Here is a 16591-nt window from a genome sequence, read left to right as displayed (position 1 = left end):
GGTGGTTACCGCAACGCGGTGAACTGACGAATGATGTCGCCCGCGCGTGGAAAATCCGCCCGCATCGTTGCGGGTCCTTTCTTGCGGCGTTCACCAATCAACGACTCGAGATCGGCAACGTCGGGGCTCCATGATATATCACTGACTCGAGCGATTTCGCGCAGAAAACTGGTTTGATGATCACCCGCGCCGCGCGGATTGGGAAACGCGACAAAGGGTTTTCGCGCGATCAAAAGCTGAATCACTGTCGCACCCCCATGCGACACGACTAATGTTGCCTGATCGATCAGGTCGGCAATACTGGGGCGCCCGATAAACTGCTCGCCGTTCACAAGTTGATATTTAGACTGTCCGGCTTGGCAGACCAGCGGCTCGCCGAGCTGACCTTCACCGGCGAGCCGGTCGATCTCACGCAATAACTCGTCGAACGGCATGGTGGTGCCGACTGTCACAAAGATCATAAAATACTGCCCAATTCACCGGCGGGATAGCGTTCCTGCAGCCTGGGCCATTGCACGAGAAAGCGTGACGACAGGCGAAGGTGATAAACCAGGCGGCCGGTGTTCGAGAGTTTATCGACGCGCGTGATACTCTCGATGTAGATGGATTTGCAGCCCATCAATCGGCCGGCGAGCAGCATTGGCACAGCGTGGCTACAGCCGATTGCGATGATAACATCGATCGCTTCGGTGCGGAGCGCGCGGTGCGTCGTCATGAAAGTCTTTCTGAATGCGGCAATGCTTCGAATATATGAGCGCTGGGTCATCGAGGAAAACGAGGGTACTTCGTAGCGCACGCCAGACGGGATACCGGGCTCACCCGGTTCGCCGCCGAATCTGGTTGTTAGGTAAACGAAACGAAAATCAGGTCCGATTTCCCGCAAAAGGCATTTCGTTTCGAAGGTAAACCCACCACCCGAAAGGATGACCAATGCGACCGGTTTCGAATTCTTTGTCATAAATTTAACTGAAAAAACCCAATCCTATTTAAACCTCGTTCTACTATTTTGCATGTCTAGAACTCAATATCAATTCGCCGCCAGCATAGTGTCGGTCCCGGATTCCATCAAACCGAAAACATATTCTAAAACACACAACCTTTGAAATTGAGATGGATCTTTGATTTTTTCCGGCTGAACAAAACAACGCAGAGTAGACGAGTTCAGTTTGATTGTTGCCGCAAGATATTGGTCAGATATTTCTATCGGAAATTGCCCCCATTTCGCTAAAAAAGCCTTCATTTTAAAATTATACGGTCTGGCTACAATTGGCTGCATGAGAAGTCTTAAATCGCCCGATCGCCGCCGCCACGGCGGATCGCGGTCGAATGCATAACCATGGGACGACATATGCGCCGCCATTGTGGGCGACAGTTCATTGATCAAGCGTCCCTGAAACACGCCGAAATGCTTCCAGGCCAGCGGCACCTGCAGCGCCGTGCTTACGATCGAGGGCTCCAGGTACGGGGTTGCGCGATAGCCGAAGCGATTGTCGAGGCTGGTGTCGCGTCCGAACCAGGAGCGGCAGCGCAGATGGGGGTACAGGCTCTGAACATGCGCGCAGGTAAGGTGCGGACGTTCGAGGTCGAACAAGGTGATGATTTTCCGGCTGAGGTTGATTTCATATTCGGCCTGGAGTCGCGGATCGACCAGAATGGCGGGGTCATAGCCGCTGAAGAACGCGCGGACGAAGCTTTTCACGCTCATGGATTGGCCGCGGAATTTGAAGAAATTACGAAATACCTCACCGCCGCCGCCATTCATGATAACGCCGTCGCCGGCGCAACGGTCGATCCGGGCGTAGTTTTCGGAATCTGAGCAGAACATCCAGTATTGGGAAAACCCATCGTTCATTTCGGCACTGGCCCGCAGCATTTCGGGAAAGGTTTCGAGGGTGACCGGGCGGATGCGGGTCTTGTCGATATGTTCGAAGCTGACACCTTCCGCGCGGGCCAGCGCAGCGGCGTGGCGGACGTCCGGTGCGTCTTCTGCGCCATAAACGAAGAGATGCGGATCGACGCCACAGTCGCGCGCGAGGGCGAGCAGGAGGCGGCTGTCGTACCCACCGGAGAAACTGATGCGGATGCGATTATCGAACGCCGAGGCATAATCGCGCATCGTGGCGCGCAGGCTGGCGAGGCTGCGTTCGATCAACTCCCCGATCGGCGCCGGGCGTTCGGGCTCGATCAGGCGGGGACGGGCGATGTGTCGGCGGTTGGTATCGGCGAAGTCAATAGTTTCACCGAGGTCGAGCCGGTCGATTTCGGTGACCGGCGTGCCGGTGCCGAGGGTGACGCCGCCGATGACGTATTCGAGACATTCGGCGGCACGGATGCTGCGGCGCGGCAGACAAGCGGCAAGCGCCAGAAACGCCGTACTGAACAGGGTGCGGCGGTCGTCGATATAGAGTTCGTACGTGCCGTGCGGGTCGGCATGAAGTGTGGTTCGTCCCTCTCGGCTGATCAGCAAAAGATAGGCGCCGCGGCATCGATCCAAAGGCGGCTCGGGATGCATGCAGTACGCGCGCAGAGCCTCGATTCCGGTTTTACCTTGGAACAGAAACGTGCCGACGGCGAGTGCGAAATCGCGATTTTCGAAGTGCAGGATGGTCGGTGCCGATCGGCGATACTTCGGGTAGACGTCGATCAGCAGGTGATCGGTCTCGATGGTCACCGGGTCGGTCAGCCCGGCACGCGCGAAAAGCGGGCGAGCGAGGCCGGCCAGGGTTTGACGCCGTGCCAGGGTCGGATCAGCAGTGATAAACAGCCCGCCCACGGTCGTCAGCGAGCCTTGCGCGGCGAGAGTGGGACAATCCAGAATTGTTCGGTGGTTTCGTAGCCTTGCATGTCGAGGAACGGAGCGCCGCTGTGTAGCAACCAATCATAGGCTTGCAAGGCCTTGCTTGAATGGGTCGTATTGTAAATGCTGGCAAGCGCGGCTAGGCGTGTCAGTCCGTAATCTCCGGCGCTGTGCGCCCATCCGGTTCCGTTCGATTGACCGCCGGCACGGGTGGCTTCATCGAGTTCAGCCCAAGTCATTACCGGTTGTTTTGTTTTCGGATTCTGAATGAACAAATTATAGGCGATGCCGTTTCGTCGGTTGTAGCCGGGTCCCTGAGGCAGCAGGCTACCTGCGAGGAAATGAGTTTCCCAATCGAGCACCTGCCGTGCTCCCGGAACACCCTGATCAGTCATTGTTGCCATTGTCGTCGCGAAATAATCCTGTTGCCATGGCGCGATGGCGGCCGAACCGCTGCCGTAGGTACCGATAATGTAGCCATACGGTGCGCCCTCCTGCACGGTCCAGACCGGGATATGGTTTTTCAGATACGCCATGTTGTTGGCAATCATTTGTTTGAAATAGCCCCGCATCGGTGATCCATCGGGGTCGATGTACGCCGCATCGGCAACTTCACGCAGGCTCCAGGCAGCACCGCGCACCTGCTCACTGGGGCCAACGATGATCCCCTGACCGCCGTTGCGTGCTTGCGCCGCCGGCCATTGGCCGACTTCTGAATAGTCAGCTTCGGCATTCTGCTGATCGAGGAAGTAACGGCGTCCCGTCATCAGATAGGGAATGAAGCTCAAATCTGGTTCATGAGCGACGTCGGCGTGCCACCCGGTTTTGCCGCTGACCTGTTGGGTCAGTCCGACCGTCGAGGAACGAGGACCGCCGCGACCATCGACCCACAGATTGGGGATATCCGCTGTGGTCACAAATTCGCCTGTTTTGGGATAGAAAAAATGCCACGGCACCGCACCAGCGGTATCCGCCTGGCCCATCGCATATTCCGCGGCAACCGGGTTCTGGGTGATCAACCAGATCGTGTTGGCTGCGTTGGTCGGGCCGATGTCGCCACGACCGCCCACTCCCGGCATGTATTGCGTGACGCCGTTCACCGCCAATGGTGCATCCCATCCCGGTGCCGTGATCGATTTCAACTCGCTAACGAGTGTGCCGCGCGTCATTCCGACGTTCAACTGATACGCCGGCACAATGCCGATCCGCTCCATCGCCGCGACATCGTGCACCACGTTGATCGGGGCGCGGCCGCCGGAGCGGATGATGGTGTGCCAGTCCTGGTACTGGAACTGGTGGATGTGCGGCACGGCAAAGACCGGTTTGCCGTTCTGGGCGATGATGATGCCGTAGGTTTCGGTACCCCCTTTCGGGCTCATCGCGATGTCGTTGTTCAGTTGCACATCCGCGGCCACGCCGCCGCTCGCGTATGCGCGGATATCCAGCACCAGCCGCAGCGAACCCTGGATATGCCGCGAGACCCGCGTCTCCGATACCAGCGGGCCGGCGAGCCAGGGCGAAGTCTGCCCGGTGGCCTTGGCCTTGGCGAGCAGCTTGGCGGCGTACACGGTCACGTAGCGCGTCGGCATGCCAGGGTCGTTCAGCGCGAGGGTGATCGTGATATCGTGTTTTTTCAGCGCGGGCAGGATCGCGACGCTGCCCGGGGTCGGTGCACCCTTACGCAGCATGATCGATGCATCGGCCCCGCCGGCCATCGCCGGGGCACGCAGCGTCACCACGCCGAACAACACCGAACCATCAGGATAGCGATTCTTGACATCGATCTGGGCCGGTTCGGGCTTGCCGCCGACGATTGCGGTGATCGCCTCGCCTTTGGGCAGTTGCCCGCGCCCGAACACGGTGCCGAAGGTGATGTAGCGCGGCGTAATCGCGTGGGTCAGGGTGTTCTCCAGCACCACACCGACCAGGTCGCCCGGGCCGGTGGGTTGCGGCACGGCCGGTGCGCGGATCAGGTCCCCGGCCAGAGCGGTACCATTGATCGCAGGCGCCGCGCTGCATGCAAGACATACCCAGGCGATGCCTGCCCTGATCCGCCGATGCCGTGTCATGCAACCTCCGTGTATGTCGCTGCGCTATCGTGCCCGAACTGGCGATGCGGCGCCAGAGCGCCTAGCCGGCCGGGTCGGTTTCGATCGGCCAGTCCATCGCGGCGAGCCGGCCTGGTGCCAGCCGCGACATGATGATGCCGAGACCGAACAACACCGCCGCGCACCCACCCGCCCAGAGCGCCGGGCCGTGGTCGAGCACGCCAAACCCCAGCAGCGCCATGACGGCGAACGCCCCCACCATCGCGAACAAAAGCGTCACGCCCTTGCCGCCGAGTTCCCGCCAGAGCAGCGGTATTGACGGCAAGTGGCTGGCACCAAACATCGCGCCGAAGGTGCAAAGCGCCACCGGAATTGCCTGGATCGGCTTCACAATCCCGAGCGACAAGGCCACCACGGTGACGACAATCGCGTTGATCAGGCCGATTTCGATCGTATTGGTGCGAAACGCCCGCACCATGGCGGCGGCGAAACCGCTGCGGCCGCCATAACGCCCCGCCATATAAAGCGCGGGCCAGTCACCACGGCTGATCAGCCATTGGCCGCTGCCAAACAACCCGAGCGCCACGCCGAACCCGATCGATAGCGGTGCCTGCTTGATCAGCGCGGCCATGAACCCGTGGCCGGTGATCCAGGCGAAGGCCGGGATATAAAGCAGCAGCACACCGATTTGAATGCAGGTGACGATCAGCAGGCCGATCGGGCCGAGCGCGATGCCGAGCATGGCAGGCACCGGCTGCACCGGCATGAAGCCGGGTTTCCAGGTCATGATCTGTCCGATTGGCCGCAGGATCATGCGCAGAGCGCCGGCTCGCGGCGCGGCGGCGGCACGATCGGCGCGATCCGCTTGCGCTTCGTCCTCGCGCGCCGCCCGCGCCGGAAAATAGCGCAGGCCCGACACGGCAAGCGAAACGGCAAGGCCGGCGATCAGCAACGCGACCGGGACCGGCGCAAAGACCACGTATGAGAGATAATGCGGCTGTGATCCGATGAACATGACGGGCAGAAACAGGAGTCCCCGAAGCCTCGCGATCCCCTTGGCCTGTCCGGTCGCCCCCGCACTGCTGAACGCGCCGCCAGTCGCCATGGCGAGCGCGGCCAGCGCGAGGGCGCCGGCAATGGGTGCGCCGAACCCTATCAACGGGGTCGCGAACAGGGCAGTCAGGATCACCAGGATGATGGCAACCGCGCTGAACTCGGCCAATTTCAGATCGGGGATGGCGGTTGCAAGATTGGACCGCACCTGCCGCCAATAATGCACCATAAAACAGGCCGGCACGTAGAATGCGACATACCACCAGAAAAACAGGAACATCGAGCGATGCAGGAACAGCGCCTCAATACCGCCAATCGCCACGGTCGCCGCCGCCTTCGGCGCGCTCATCGCACCCGCGGCCAGCATGCAACTGGCGGAGGCCAGCATCGGGTTCTCGCGCACGAACACCGGTGAAGCGTAGTTGCGTAGCGCGGCCGCGGCCAGGCGTGGCTTCATCGGGTCATTTCCAGAAATGCCGTCTCCAGATCGGGGATGCGCACGTCGGGTGCCGCCCCGAGCGTCGCGGCCAGCGCGGCGGCGCTCGCATCGTCCCAGCCATCGACCAGCAAGTCGCCCGTGTCACGATCTTCCGCAAGGCACGAGACGTGTTGCGGCAACGCGTCGCGTGGCGCGGCCACCCAGCGCGCCGAGGTGCGGAACCGCGCCATCGGCGTATCGTGGATGATCCGGCCGTGCCGCATGAAAATCGCGCGGGTCGCGATTTTTTCGAGGTCGGAGAGAATATGCGAGGAAATCAGCACGCTGCGCCCCTCCTGCGCGCAAAACTTGGTCAGCAGCGCCATGAAATCGCGGCGCGCCTGCGGGTCGAGGCTCGCGACCGGCTCATCCAGGATCAACAGATCCGGCGCATGGCGCATCGCCAGCACGATCGCGAGGCGCTGTTTCTGGCCGCCGGAGAGGGATTTGACCCGCGCGTTCAGGTCGAGCCCGGCCCAGTCGAGCAGCCAGGCCGGCGGCGTTCCCGGCTCCTGCGCGTAGAATTTGCCGAGATAGGCGATCAGCTCGCCCACCCGGAACCAGCCGAATCCGCTCATGGTCTGCGGCACGAAGCCGGTGCGGCCGCGCAGCGCCGGCGACAATTCGGCTGCCGTTTCGCCAAACAGTCTGATCGAGCCGGCGGAGGGCAGCAGAAACCCGAGCAGGCAGCCGATCAACGTGGTCTTGCCCGCACCGTTCGGACCGAGCAGACCGACGATTTCACCGGGCCCGACGGTGAACGTCACGTCGGCCAGCGCAATCCGCGTGCCGAACTGCTTGCCCAGCGCCTCGGCGGCGATGAACGGTGCCGCGTATCCTCCAGACATTATGCCCCTCCTGCGTTTGACGCAGGCTAACGGGCCGCTGTCGCGTCAGTCAAAGCAAACGCTGCGTCTCTATGAAAAAGACGCTGAAAATTTTCGTGAATTGGGGACCATGACATCGCTCAGCGGCGCAGGATGGTGCGGCCGGCGAAGCGGCCGGCGGTGCCCAGCTCCGCTTCGATCCGCATCAGCTGGTTATATTTCGCGGTGCGGTCGCTGCGCGCGAGGCTGCCGGTCTTGATCTGCCCCGCGTTCACCGCAACCGCGATATCCGCGATCGTCGCGTCCTCGGTCTCGCCCGAACGGTGGCTGATGATGGTCGCCATGCCGGCACGATGGGCGAGCTCGATGGCCTCGAGCGTCTCGGACAATGTGCCGATCTGGTTGACCTTCACCAGGATCGCGTTAGCCGATCGCGCCTCGATACCCCGGCGCAGCCGGGCCGGGTTGGTGACGAACAGATCATCGCCGACCACCTGCATGGTACCGCCGAGTACGCTGGTGAAATGCGCCCAGCCTTCCCAATCATCCTCGGCCAGCGGATCCTCGACTGAGATGATCGGGAATTTTTTGGCGAGAGAAGCGATGTAATCGGTCATGCCGGCGGCATCGAGCACTTTGCCCTCGCCTTCCAGGTGGTATTTACTGTCCCTAAAGAACTCGGTCGCCGCGCAGTCGAGCGCGAAAGCGATGTCTTCGCCAGGTTTGTAGCCCGCCTGTTCGACCGCCTTGCTGATGAAGCCGAGCGCCTCTTCGGCCGATTTCAGGCCGGGGGCAAAGCCGCCCTCATCGCCGACATTGGTGTTGTGCCCGGCATCATGCAGGATTTTCTTCAGCGTGTGAAACACTTCAGCGCCCATCCGCACCGCGTCGGCCACGCTTGCGGCACCAACCGGCTGGATCATGAACTCCTGGATGTCGATCGGGTTATCGGCATGTTGGCCGCCGTTGATGATATTCATCATCGGCACCGGCAGCGTGCGCGCGAAACTGCCCCCGACATACCGGTAGAGCGGCACACCGAGATCATCCGCCGCGGCTTTGGCCACTGCGAGCGACACGCCGAGAATTGCATTGGCGCCAAGACGGGATTTGTTCGGCGTGCCGTCCAGCTCGATCATCAACGCGTCGATCATGACCTGCTCGGATGCATCCATGCCGCCGATCGCATCGAAAATCTCGCGCTCGACCGCCGCGACCGCCTTGGTCACACCCTTGCCGCCATAGCGCGATTTATCACCATCGCGCAGCTCAACCGCTTCATGCGCGCCGGTCGAAGCACCGGAGGGCACAGCGGCCCGGCCCATGGCACCCGAATCGAGCATCACGTCGACTTCGACGGTGGGGTTCCCCCGGCTGTCCAGAATTTCGCGTGCGACGATATCGGCGATGGCGCTCATGGCGGCTCCCACTGGTTAAGGCCCGGGCAAATGCGGCGCCCGGCGCAAGACGTGCGGGAAATACGACAAGCGGGGAGGGCGCGCAATTACCGGAGCAGGAACATGCCCTCGACCTCGACCGCACCATCGAGCGGCAGGGAAGCAACGCCGATGGTTGAGCGCGCATGCCGCCCGGCATCGCCGAACACCGCGACCGCGAGATCCGAGGCGCCGTTCATAACCTTGGCCGCATCGGTGAAAAACGGCGTCGCCGCGATGAAGCCGCCCAGCCGCACCACCTGCGCCACCGAGCCCAGCCCTTCGGGCAGGCTCGCCTGCAACTGAGCGAGCACATTGATCATGCAGAGCTGTGCCGCGCGCACGCCCTCGGCAATATCGACCTCCTGGCCCAGTTTGCCGGTCACGGCGACCTGACCGTTCTCATACGGCAACTGACCGCTGACAATGGCGAACCCGCCCGCGATCACCACCGGCACATAATTGGCAACGGCTTTGGCGGGGGTCGGAAGCACGATGCCGAGTTCGGCCAGGCGCTCAGTGGGGCTCATTCTCAACTCACCAGTTTCAGGACGGGGCGCTGGCGCCGCGGCCGGCTGCCCTCACTTGCCGGCAGATCGAGCGGCAGTAACGGTGCGTCCGGGGCCTCACGGGACGCTGCCGCCGCATCGTCATTGGTTGCCGTCGCAAGATCGTGGCGATCGAGATAATTCGACGCCAGATGGCGGAACACGTAGTCGATCAGCGAACTCGCCTGGGTAATCTCAGCATCGCCCTCAACCGCGCCGGCGTTGCCGAACCGGGTGAACGCGAATTCATCGACGAACTCATCGAGCGGCACGCCGTGCTGCAAGCCAAGGCTGACGGCGATGGCAAACGCCTCGGCCAGCCCGCGAAACGCCGCGGATTCGCGCGGCAAGGTCAGGAATATCTCACCCAGCCGGCCATCCGGATACTCGCCGGTGCGCAGAAATACCTTGTGACCGGCGATGCTGACTTTCTGCGTATAGCCCCCACGCCGGGCGGGCAGTTTGCCGCGGGCAGTAGTGCCCCGCGCCGTGGTGCGAACCGGCAGGCTGGTCTGCAACGGCGGCAGGATCGTGCAGAACGGCGCGATGGCATCATGCATCGCCTGCAGCCCGGCCCGATCCGCGATGCCGAACGGATCGGCGCCGCCCATGCTGACCGCCAGCGCATCCTCGGCGGTGCGGCCGGATGCCGCCAGACGGGCGCGCGACCAGGCGGCCAGCTTCCCCTCGCCGTTCAGCGCCGACAGCGGTGCCGCGATGCCGATCGTCTCCACCCCGAGCAGCGCCTCGACCGGCCCCGGCGGTAACAGGCCGGTCAGGCTCAGGTGCTGGCGCAGGCCGAGGGCTTGGGCCTGCCCCTGCGCGCGCGCCGCCGCTGCGCGGACGGACTCGACCGGGCAGGTTCGCGGCAGCGGCGCGGTGCTGATCGGGCAACCGGGCGCCATGCCGCGCGCGAGAAGCGCGGCGGAGGCGATATCGGCCTCCGCCGCGAGCAGGGCGGCAAGGGTCGCCGCAAGCGATCGCGCGGCCTCGCTGTCGTAATCGAGGTCGAGCCGCGCCAGCAGCATGGCCAGGTCGGCCATGCCGAGCGCGAGGCGCTGGGCCGATGGGTTACCGAGGCTCAGCGCGATCACCGCGGTGCGAACCGCCGCGCCAAACCCGTCGGTATCGAACTGCTGCGCATCGTCGAGAAACTGCGACACGTTGAAAATGAAGCCGGGGATCGGTTCCGCCGCGCCGCGCCAGATGCCGGGGGAGGGCGCGCCACGCTGGCCGATCAGCAGCGTATGCAGCACATGCGTGATATCATGCTCGATCCCGGCCGCCGCGGCGCGCGCCGCGATCGGATCGATCCAGGCGGATGCCGTCGCCGGTGCCTCGATCAAGCGGGGCGATGCCCGCAGCGCAACCAGGCCGCCAGCCGCCTGCTCAGGCCAGACCACCGGGATGATCGCCGGTTCCGGCGCCGCATCCGGGTCGGCTCCGATTTCCAAACGCCGCATGCGAATGCCCCGCCAGGGCAGCGGCGGGTGGGAGCGGTACGGGCCGGCGCGATCTTTGAGCATGGCGCGACCCTAGTCCCTTCGTAGCGCCGTTTCCAGCGTGATTCCGCGTGATGTTGTGGATATCGAAGGCCATCTCCACAAAATGTTGTGGATAACCGTACGGTCTGGTGCAGTGCGGCATGGATGGACCGATCGGACCGGTTCCTTTATAGAGACAAGCATGAACGCAACCGACGACACTGTGGCGGGCGAAGGCGCGCGGCACGATGGCAGAAACCAGGCGTTGCGGCCGGAGGCGCCCAGCTTGGCTTCGTTGGGCGGCTGGCGGGCGCTGATCAACAATCCCGGCCTCATCCTCGATACGCTGCGCCATGGCGGGGCCGTCGGCCAGGACGCGCTGGGCAACCGCTATTTCGAGGAACGCCGGCCGACCCGGCCGGACGGCCGGGCGCGCCGCTGGGTGGTCTACGCCGGTCGGGCGCGCGATGCCTCGCTGGTGCCGCCCGAATGGCACGCATGGCTGCATTTCACGACCGACGCACCGCTGTCCGACGCCAATCGCCGTCCTTGGCAACGGCCCCACGAACCGAACATGACGGGCACGCCGTTCGCCTACCGTCCGAAAGGGCACGATTACGCCGGCGGGATACGTCCCCATGTCTCCGCCGATTACGAACCATGGACGCCGGACGCCTGAAGCAGCAGGCGCCGGGTTTCCCGTGATCTCGTCCGCAGACCCCATCGTAAGCCCGCCAGCCAGAAAGTAGCAGATGCAGAGTCGTTTTTCCGAAATAATCGCCGGTCTGGTCGTCCTTGTCGCCGTCGCTGCCTTCCTGGTTTTCGCTTTCTCCCGCACACACACCCAAACGAGGGACGGGTACATGCTGCACGCCCAGTTCGGCAGCATCGGCCCCCTGAAAGTCGGTTCGCCGGTGAAGATCGCGGGTGTGACGGTCGGCAAGGTCGCCGCGACGACGCTCAATCAGACGACATACGCGGCGATCGTCGATTTCGATATCAATTCAGGTGTAAAAATCCCCAAAGACAGCAGCGCCGCAATCGAAAGCGCATCATTGCTGGGCGGTGACTACCTGTCGATCGCGCCGGGTGGGTCGGATACCATGCTCAAGCCGGGCGGCGCGATCGTTGTGACGCAATCAGCGATCAACATTGAATCACTGCTCGGCAAATTCGTGTTCAGCGCAGCTAACTTCGCGAGCACTGCGGCCAAGGGCAAGCCCGGTCAGTCAGGCGCGAACGCGCAGAACGCGGGTGCGAAACCGAACCTACCCGGGTTAACCCCAGGCAATAAAACACCGTGATCGGCAAAATCGTTCACGGCGTGGCAGCACTGTCCCTGGGGCTGATGCCGTGGGCGGCTGCGCAGACCAGTCAACCCACCAGCCTGGCGCCCGTGCCGCTGTCACCCTCGATCATGGCCGTGCCGAACGCGCCTTTGCCGGCACCGGCTCCCTCATTACCGGCCCCAGCTCAATCGAAGTCACTGCCCGCGCCCGATTTGCCAGCACCGAACCTGCCGGCTGGCACCCTGACGATGCCGCCACCGCCCCTGACCACCCCGGGTCAATCCGCGGTGGTCGGCGGTACGCCGTCGACCGCGGAAGGCGGCGCGCCCGCGCAGGTCAAGCCCATCTGGAAGCCGCGCCGTACGGTTCTGCTCGACGTCCTCGACAAGGAGGATGGGGCCGTTCACAGGATCGACGTGCCGGTGGGATCGAGCGCCTCCGAAGGCAGATTGTCGATCGAAGTGGGCGCATGTGTCGTCAGGCCGAAGGACATGACGGCGGATGCGGCAACGTTTCTCACAGTCACGTCGAAACCTGTGCAGGGAAACGGATCGTCAACAGGTGATACCCCTCTGTTTCGAGGATGGCTGATCCGCTCCGAACCGGGTGCCACGGTGGTCGGTGATGCGGCAGTGACATTCCGGTTGATCGGCTGCGGCAGCAGCTGACCGACGGTGTCTCCAATGCATCAAACTGTAAATACCGCTGATGTGACAAGATCTTAATTGACAAGGGCGTATCAGAAGTAGATCAGATTATTGTATCTTGCGCTGGACGTTCCAATTTCCTGCCGAACGATGTTAACGAATGGAGGCTTTATGAATTATCGCTCAATACTGTTTGCCGCAACCTGCGGTGCAGCTATCGTTGCGGCCGCGCCGATGGCGCATGCGCAGATGGCGGGTGGCCCGGCGCCGGTGACCGGTCCGTATGTGGATCTCGGCCTCGGCACCAATCTGATGCAGACCCAGAAGTACACCTATGCCCAGCCGAACAGTGGCCAGACCGGTCACTTCGTATTCCGCCCTGACTATGCGGGTCAGATCGGCGTCGGTTATGGCCTCGACAACGGCTTCCGCGTCGAGCTCGATGGCAATTTTTTCCGCAACAGCGCCGTGAAGGCCGATGATAACGTCAACGGCAACAATCGTGTGCACGGCGGCGTCAACACCTACGGCGTATTGCTGAACGGCTATTACGACATTCCGACCGGCACGAATTTCGTTCCCTTCGTCGGCGGCGGTGTCGGCTACGAATGGCAGAAGTTCCAGCACATTGGCGTTCCGGCCCCTTATGGCGACAGCTATAGCGGCACCTACGGCAGCTTCGCGTTCGATGTCGGTGCGGGCGTTGCATACAACATTCCGCAGGTTCCCGGCCTCGCGCTGACCGCTCAGTATCAGTACACCGAGCTGACGCATCAGCGTAAATACAACGACACCGCCGTGCCGAATACCTTCATCGGCGTTGGTCACTCGGGCAACCACGAAATCCTGCTCGGCGCCCGTTACGAGCTGTTCCCGCCCGCGCCTCCGCCGCCGCCTGCTCCGGCCCCGACCCCGGTTGCAGCACCGGCGCCGGCACCGGCACGGACCTATCTGGTGTTCTTCAACTGGAACAAGGCCAATCTGACCCCGCGCGCCACCCAGATCGTGGCCGAGGCGGCACAGGCATCGCAGACGACGCATGTGACCAGCCTGAACGTGAATGGCTACACCGACACGTCGGGGACCCCGGCGTATAACGAGAAACTCTCGTATCGCCGTGCCGACAACGTCGCCGCCCAGCTGGTGACCGATGGCGTGCCGAAGAGCGACATCGTGATCAAGGGCTACGGCGAGACGCATCTGCTGGTACCCACGGGTCCCGGCGTGCGCGAGCCGCAGAACCGCCGCGTGGAAATCATCCTCCACTGATCGCCACACGATCGACTGCGAAAAACCCCGGCCTCGGCCGGGGTTTTTTGTGGGCGGCGGTTGCGCCGGTTACCATTCTGTCATATTTGGCACGGTGTGCTCCAATTATGTGACTTGTGCGCCACAGCCTGTTGAAATCAGGCGATCTGCCGTAGAACCCGGCCTGTTGCACCTCCTCCAGCGCGGTTCCCGGTGCTAAGTAGCGGCTGTCGTTTGGTATTGCCTGTTCGAATGTTTCAACACGGGTCCGGGCGCACGAGGAGACAACAGATGAAATTACGCACAACCCTGCTTGCCGCCAGCTTTATTGCTGGTCCGGCCTTGCTGCCGATCGCGGCCAAGGCGCAGCCGGTCACCGGCCCCTATATCAGTGCTGGTCTCGGCTACAACATGCTCAACAGCCGCAAGGTCAAGAGCGTCGCGATCGATGGCATCAGCACCAACCTCGGCGCAAAAGCCTTGTTCAGCAACGGCTTCACTGGTGAAGCGTCGGTTGGTTATGGTTTCGGCAACGGTTTCCGCGTTGAACTCGAAGGCGATTACTTCAACAATCAAGTCAAGAAGCTCGATGTCGGCCCGTCGCAATTCGTTGCCAGCGGCAATGAGAAAAAGTTCGGCGCCATGGTCAACGCCCTCTACGATTTTGACGTCGGCGTTCCCTACGTCTATCCGTTCGTCGGTGTTGGCGCTGGCTATCAGTTTCTCGACTGGCGCAACGTGAACATTCCGGGGACCGGCAGCTACATCAATGGCACGCCCGGCTCATTCGCATACCAGGGCATCGCCGGCCTGTCGTTCCCGATCCCGGGCGCACCTGGCCTCTCGGCCAATGTTCAGTATCGCTATATGTCGACCATCGGCAGTCAGCACTACAAGGGAATCCAGGACGGCATTCCCGCGACTTTCAAGGTTGGCCGCGACTCGAACAACATGATCCTGGTTGGAATGAGCTACGAATTGTTCCCGCCGGCACCGCCCGCGCCGCCTGCTCCGGCCCCGACCCCGGTTGCAGCACCGGCGCCGGCACCGGCACGGACCTATCTGGTGTTCTTCAACTGGAACAAGGCCAATCTGACCCCGCGCGCCACCCAGATCGTGGCCGAGGCAGCGCAGGCATCGCAGACGACGCATGTGACCAGCCTGAACGTGAATGGCTACACCGACACGTCGGGGACCCCGGCGTATAACGAGAAACTCTCGTATCGCCGTGCCGACAACGTCGCCGCCCAGCTGGTGACCGATGGCGTGCCGAAGAGCGACATCGTGATCAAGGGCTACGGCGAGACGCATCTGCTGGTACCCACGGGTCCCGGCGTGCGCGAGCCGCAGAACCGCCGCGTGGAAATCATCCTCCACTGATCGCCACACGATCGACTGCGAAAAACCCCGGCCTCGGCCGGGGTTTTTTTGTGGGCGATCAATGCGTCTGTGCAGCGCCTGTGGCTTGGTTGCAACGCAAGTCTCAAATACGGCAGGAGCGCCCGGCAATCCCTGATTTGACGCGGGCCAGATGCTATCTATCGGAGCACAATCGGGCGGCGCCCCGGCGTCGGGCCGCGATACGAAACAGGAGACCGCGAATGAAGTTGCGCAAAATATTGATGGGTAGCAGTGTTGTCGCGGGCCTGTCCCTCGTGCCGATTGCCGCCAAAGCGCAACCGGTCACCGGCCCTTACGTGAGCGCGGGCGTCGGATACAATGTCATGAACAGCCGCGAGACCAAAGGCTACGCAATCGACGGGATCGAGACCAATCTGCATCAGCGCACGGTCTTCAAACATGGCTTCACCGGCGAGGCGTCGGTGGGTTACGGCTTTGGCAATGGATTTCGCGTCGAACTCGAAGGCGATTATTTCGATAACCAGGCCCATAAGGTCGACAGTGCAATCGGGCAGGTTCCCGCAAGCGGAACCGAACGCAAATACGGCGCGATGCTGAACGGATTATACGATTTCGATATCAGCAGCCCTTACATCTACCCCTTTATCGGCGCGGGCGTAGGCTACCAGTTTCTGGATCTGCGCAACGTGAAAACCCCGGCAGACGGCGCTTCCATCACCAGCACACCGGGTGCATTCGCCTATCAGGCCATTGTCGGCCTATCGTTCCCGATCCCCGGGGCGATCGGTCTTTCCGCAACCGTCCAGTACCGGTATCTCGCGACGGTCGGCAACGAGCATTACAAAGGCACCCAAGACGGCGTTCCGGCGACATTCAGGGTCGGGCCGGATTCCAACAACATGGTCCTGCTCGGCCTGAACTACGATTTGTTCGTGCCCATGCCCCCCGCGCCGCCCGCTCCGGCCCCGACCCCGGTTGCAGCACCGGCGCCGGCACCGGCGCGGACCTATCTGGTGTTCTTCAACTGGAACAAGGCCAATCTGACCCCGCGCGCCACCCAGATCGTGGCCGAGGCGGCACAGGCATCGCAGACGACGCATGTGACCAGCCTGAACGTGAATGGCTACACCGACACGTCGGGGACCTCGGCCTATAACGAGAAGCTCTCGTATCGCCGCGCCGACAACGTCGCTGCCCAGCTGGTGACCGATGGCGTGCCGAAGAGTGACATCGTCATCAAGGGCTACGGCGAGACGCATCTGCTGGTACCCACGGGTCCCGGCGTGCGCGAGCCGCAGAACCGCCGCGTGGAAATCATCCTCCACTGATTGCCACACGATCGACTGCGACAAACCCCGGCCTCGGCCGGGGTTT

Annotated in this window: 15 protein-coding genes; 6 read left to right on the top strand and 9 right to left on the bottom strand. The window is 62.6% G+C overall.

Annotated features, from left to right (window positions below; translation table 11 throughout):
* Nucleotides 1-5: 5 nt before the first annotated feature.
* The 9 genes from AruPA_RS00430 to AruPA_RS00390 all read right to left on the bottom strand — a co-directional run bounded on the left by AruPA_RS00430 (nucleotide 6) and on the right by AruPA_RS00390 (nucleotide 10713).
* Nucleotides 6-461, bottom strand: coding sequence for a glycosyltransferase (locus tag AruPA_RS00430; RefSeq protein ID WP_265634112.1), 456 nt, complete (start codon nucleotides 459-461; stop codon nucleotides 6-8).
* Entirely contained in the window at nucleotides 458-958 is a 501-nt protein-coding gene (locus tag AruPA_RS00425) for a hypothetical protein (protein WP_265634111.1), read from the bottom strand. The genes AruPA_RS00430 and AruPA_RS00425 overlap by 4 nt, the downstream gene beginning before the upstream one ends.
* A gap of 69 nt (nucleotides 959-1027) precedes the next feature.
* Complete coding sequence (locus AruPA_RS00420; protein WP_265634110.1) at nucleotides 1028-2773, bottom strand: hypothetical protein; 1746 nt, start codon at nucleotides 2771-2773, stop codon at nucleotides 1028-1030.
* Between the two features lie 5 nt (nucleotides 2774-2778).
* Entirely contained in the window at nucleotides 2779-4866 is a 2088-nt protein-coding gene (locus AruPA_RS00415; protein WP_265634109.1) for a hypothetical protein, read from the bottom strand.
* Between the two features lie 61 nt (nucleotides 4867-4927).
* Entirely contained in the window at nucleotides 4928-6355 is a 1428-nt protein-coding gene (locus AruPA_RS00410; RefSeq protein WP_265634108.1) for a hypothetical protein, read from the bottom strand.
* The gene (locus tag AruPA_RS00405; protein WP_265634107.1) at nucleotides 6352-7224 is read right to left on the bottom strand and encodes an ABC transporter ATP-binding protein; all 873 of its coding nucleotides are present in this window, start codon (nucleotides 7222-7224) and stop codon (nucleotides 6352-6354) included. The genes AruPA_RS00410 and AruPA_RS00405 overlap by 4 nt, the downstream gene beginning before the upstream one ends.
* A 119-nt stretch (nucleotides 7225-7343) precedes the next feature.
* Nucleotides 7344-8621 carry a phosphopyruvate hydratase gene (gene eno, locus AruPA_RS00400; protein ID WP_265634106.1) on the bottom strand — a complete coding sequence of 426 codons (1278 nt, stop codon included), beginning with the start codon at nucleotides 8619-8621 and terminating at the stop codon, nucleotides 7344-7346.
* 86 nt (nucleotides 8622-8707) lie between these two features.
* Complete coding sequence (locus AruPA_RS00395) at nucleotides 8708-9169, bottom strand: RidA family protein (RefSeq protein WP_265634105.1); 462 nt, start codon at nucleotides 9167-9169, stop codon at nucleotides 8708-8710.
* A gap of 2 nt (nucleotides 9170-9171) precedes the next feature.
* Complete coding sequence (locus AruPA_RS00390) at nucleotides 9172-10713, bottom strand: TSCPD domain-containing protein (RefSeq protein ID WP_265634104.1); 1542 nt, start codon at nucleotides 10711-10713, stop codon at nucleotides 9172-9174.
* A gap of 160 nt (nucleotides 10714-10873) precedes the next feature.
* On the opposite strand from AruPA_RS00390, the gene AruPA_RS00385 reads away from it, so the two are divergent.
* The 6 genes from AruPA_RS00385 to AruPA_RS00360 all read left to right on the top strand — a co-directional run bounded on the left by AruPA_RS00385 (nucleotide 10874) and on the right by AruPA_RS00360 (nucleotide 16545).
* A complete protein-coding gene (locus tag AruPA_RS00385) occupies nucleotides 10874-11350 on the top strand; it encodes an NADH:ubiquinone oxidoreductase subunit NDUFA12 (protein WP_322784377.1) in 477 nt (158 codons plus the stop codon).
* A 73-nt stretch (nucleotides 11351-11423) separates the two neighbouring features.
* On the top strand, nucleotides 11424-11975 hold the full coding sequence (gene mlaD / locus AruPA_RS00380) for an outer membrane lipid asymmetry maintenance protein MlaD (protein ID WP_265634103.1): 552 nt from the start codon (nucleotides 11424-11426) through the stop codon (nucleotides 11973-11975).
* On the top strand, nucleotides 11972-12628 hold the full coding sequence (locus AruPA_RS00375) for a DUF2155 domain-containing protein (RefSeq protein WP_265634102.1): 657 nt from the start codon (nucleotides 11972-11974) through the stop codon (nucleotides 12626-12628). Before mlaD ends, AruPA_RS00375 begins: the two co-directional genes overlap by 4 nt.
* Before the next feature lie 150 nt (nucleotides 12629-12778).
* On the top strand, nucleotides 12779-13876 hold the full coding sequence (locus AruPA_RS00370; RefSeq protein WP_265634100.1) for an OmpA family protein: 1098 nt from the start codon (nucleotides 12779-12781) through the stop codon (nucleotides 13874-13876).
* A gap of 270 nt (nucleotides 13877-14146) precedes the next feature.
* The gene (locus tag AruPA_RS00365) at nucleotides 14147-15235 is read left to right on the top strand and encodes an OmpA family protein (RefSeq protein WP_265634098.1); all 1089 of its coding nucleotides are present in this window, start codon (nucleotides 14147-14149) and stop codon (nucleotides 15233-15235) included.
* 221 nt (nucleotides 15236-15456) lie between these two features.
* Nucleotides 15457-16545, top strand: coding sequence for an OmpA family protein (locus tag AruPA_RS00360; RefSeq protein WP_265634096.1), 1089 nt, complete (start codon nucleotides 15457-15459; stop codon nucleotides 16543-16545).
* Nucleotides 16546-16591: the final 46 nt, after the last annotated feature.

The sequence above is a fragment of the Acidiphilium sp. PA genome (assembly GCF_026191915.1).
In the GTDB taxonomy this organism is placed as follows: domain Bacteria; phylum Pseudomonadota; class Alphaproteobacteria; order Acetobacterales; family Acetobacteraceae; genus Acidiphilium.
Note: the sequence above shows the minus strand (reverse complement) of the source record. Positions and strands in the feature narration are given on the sequence as shown.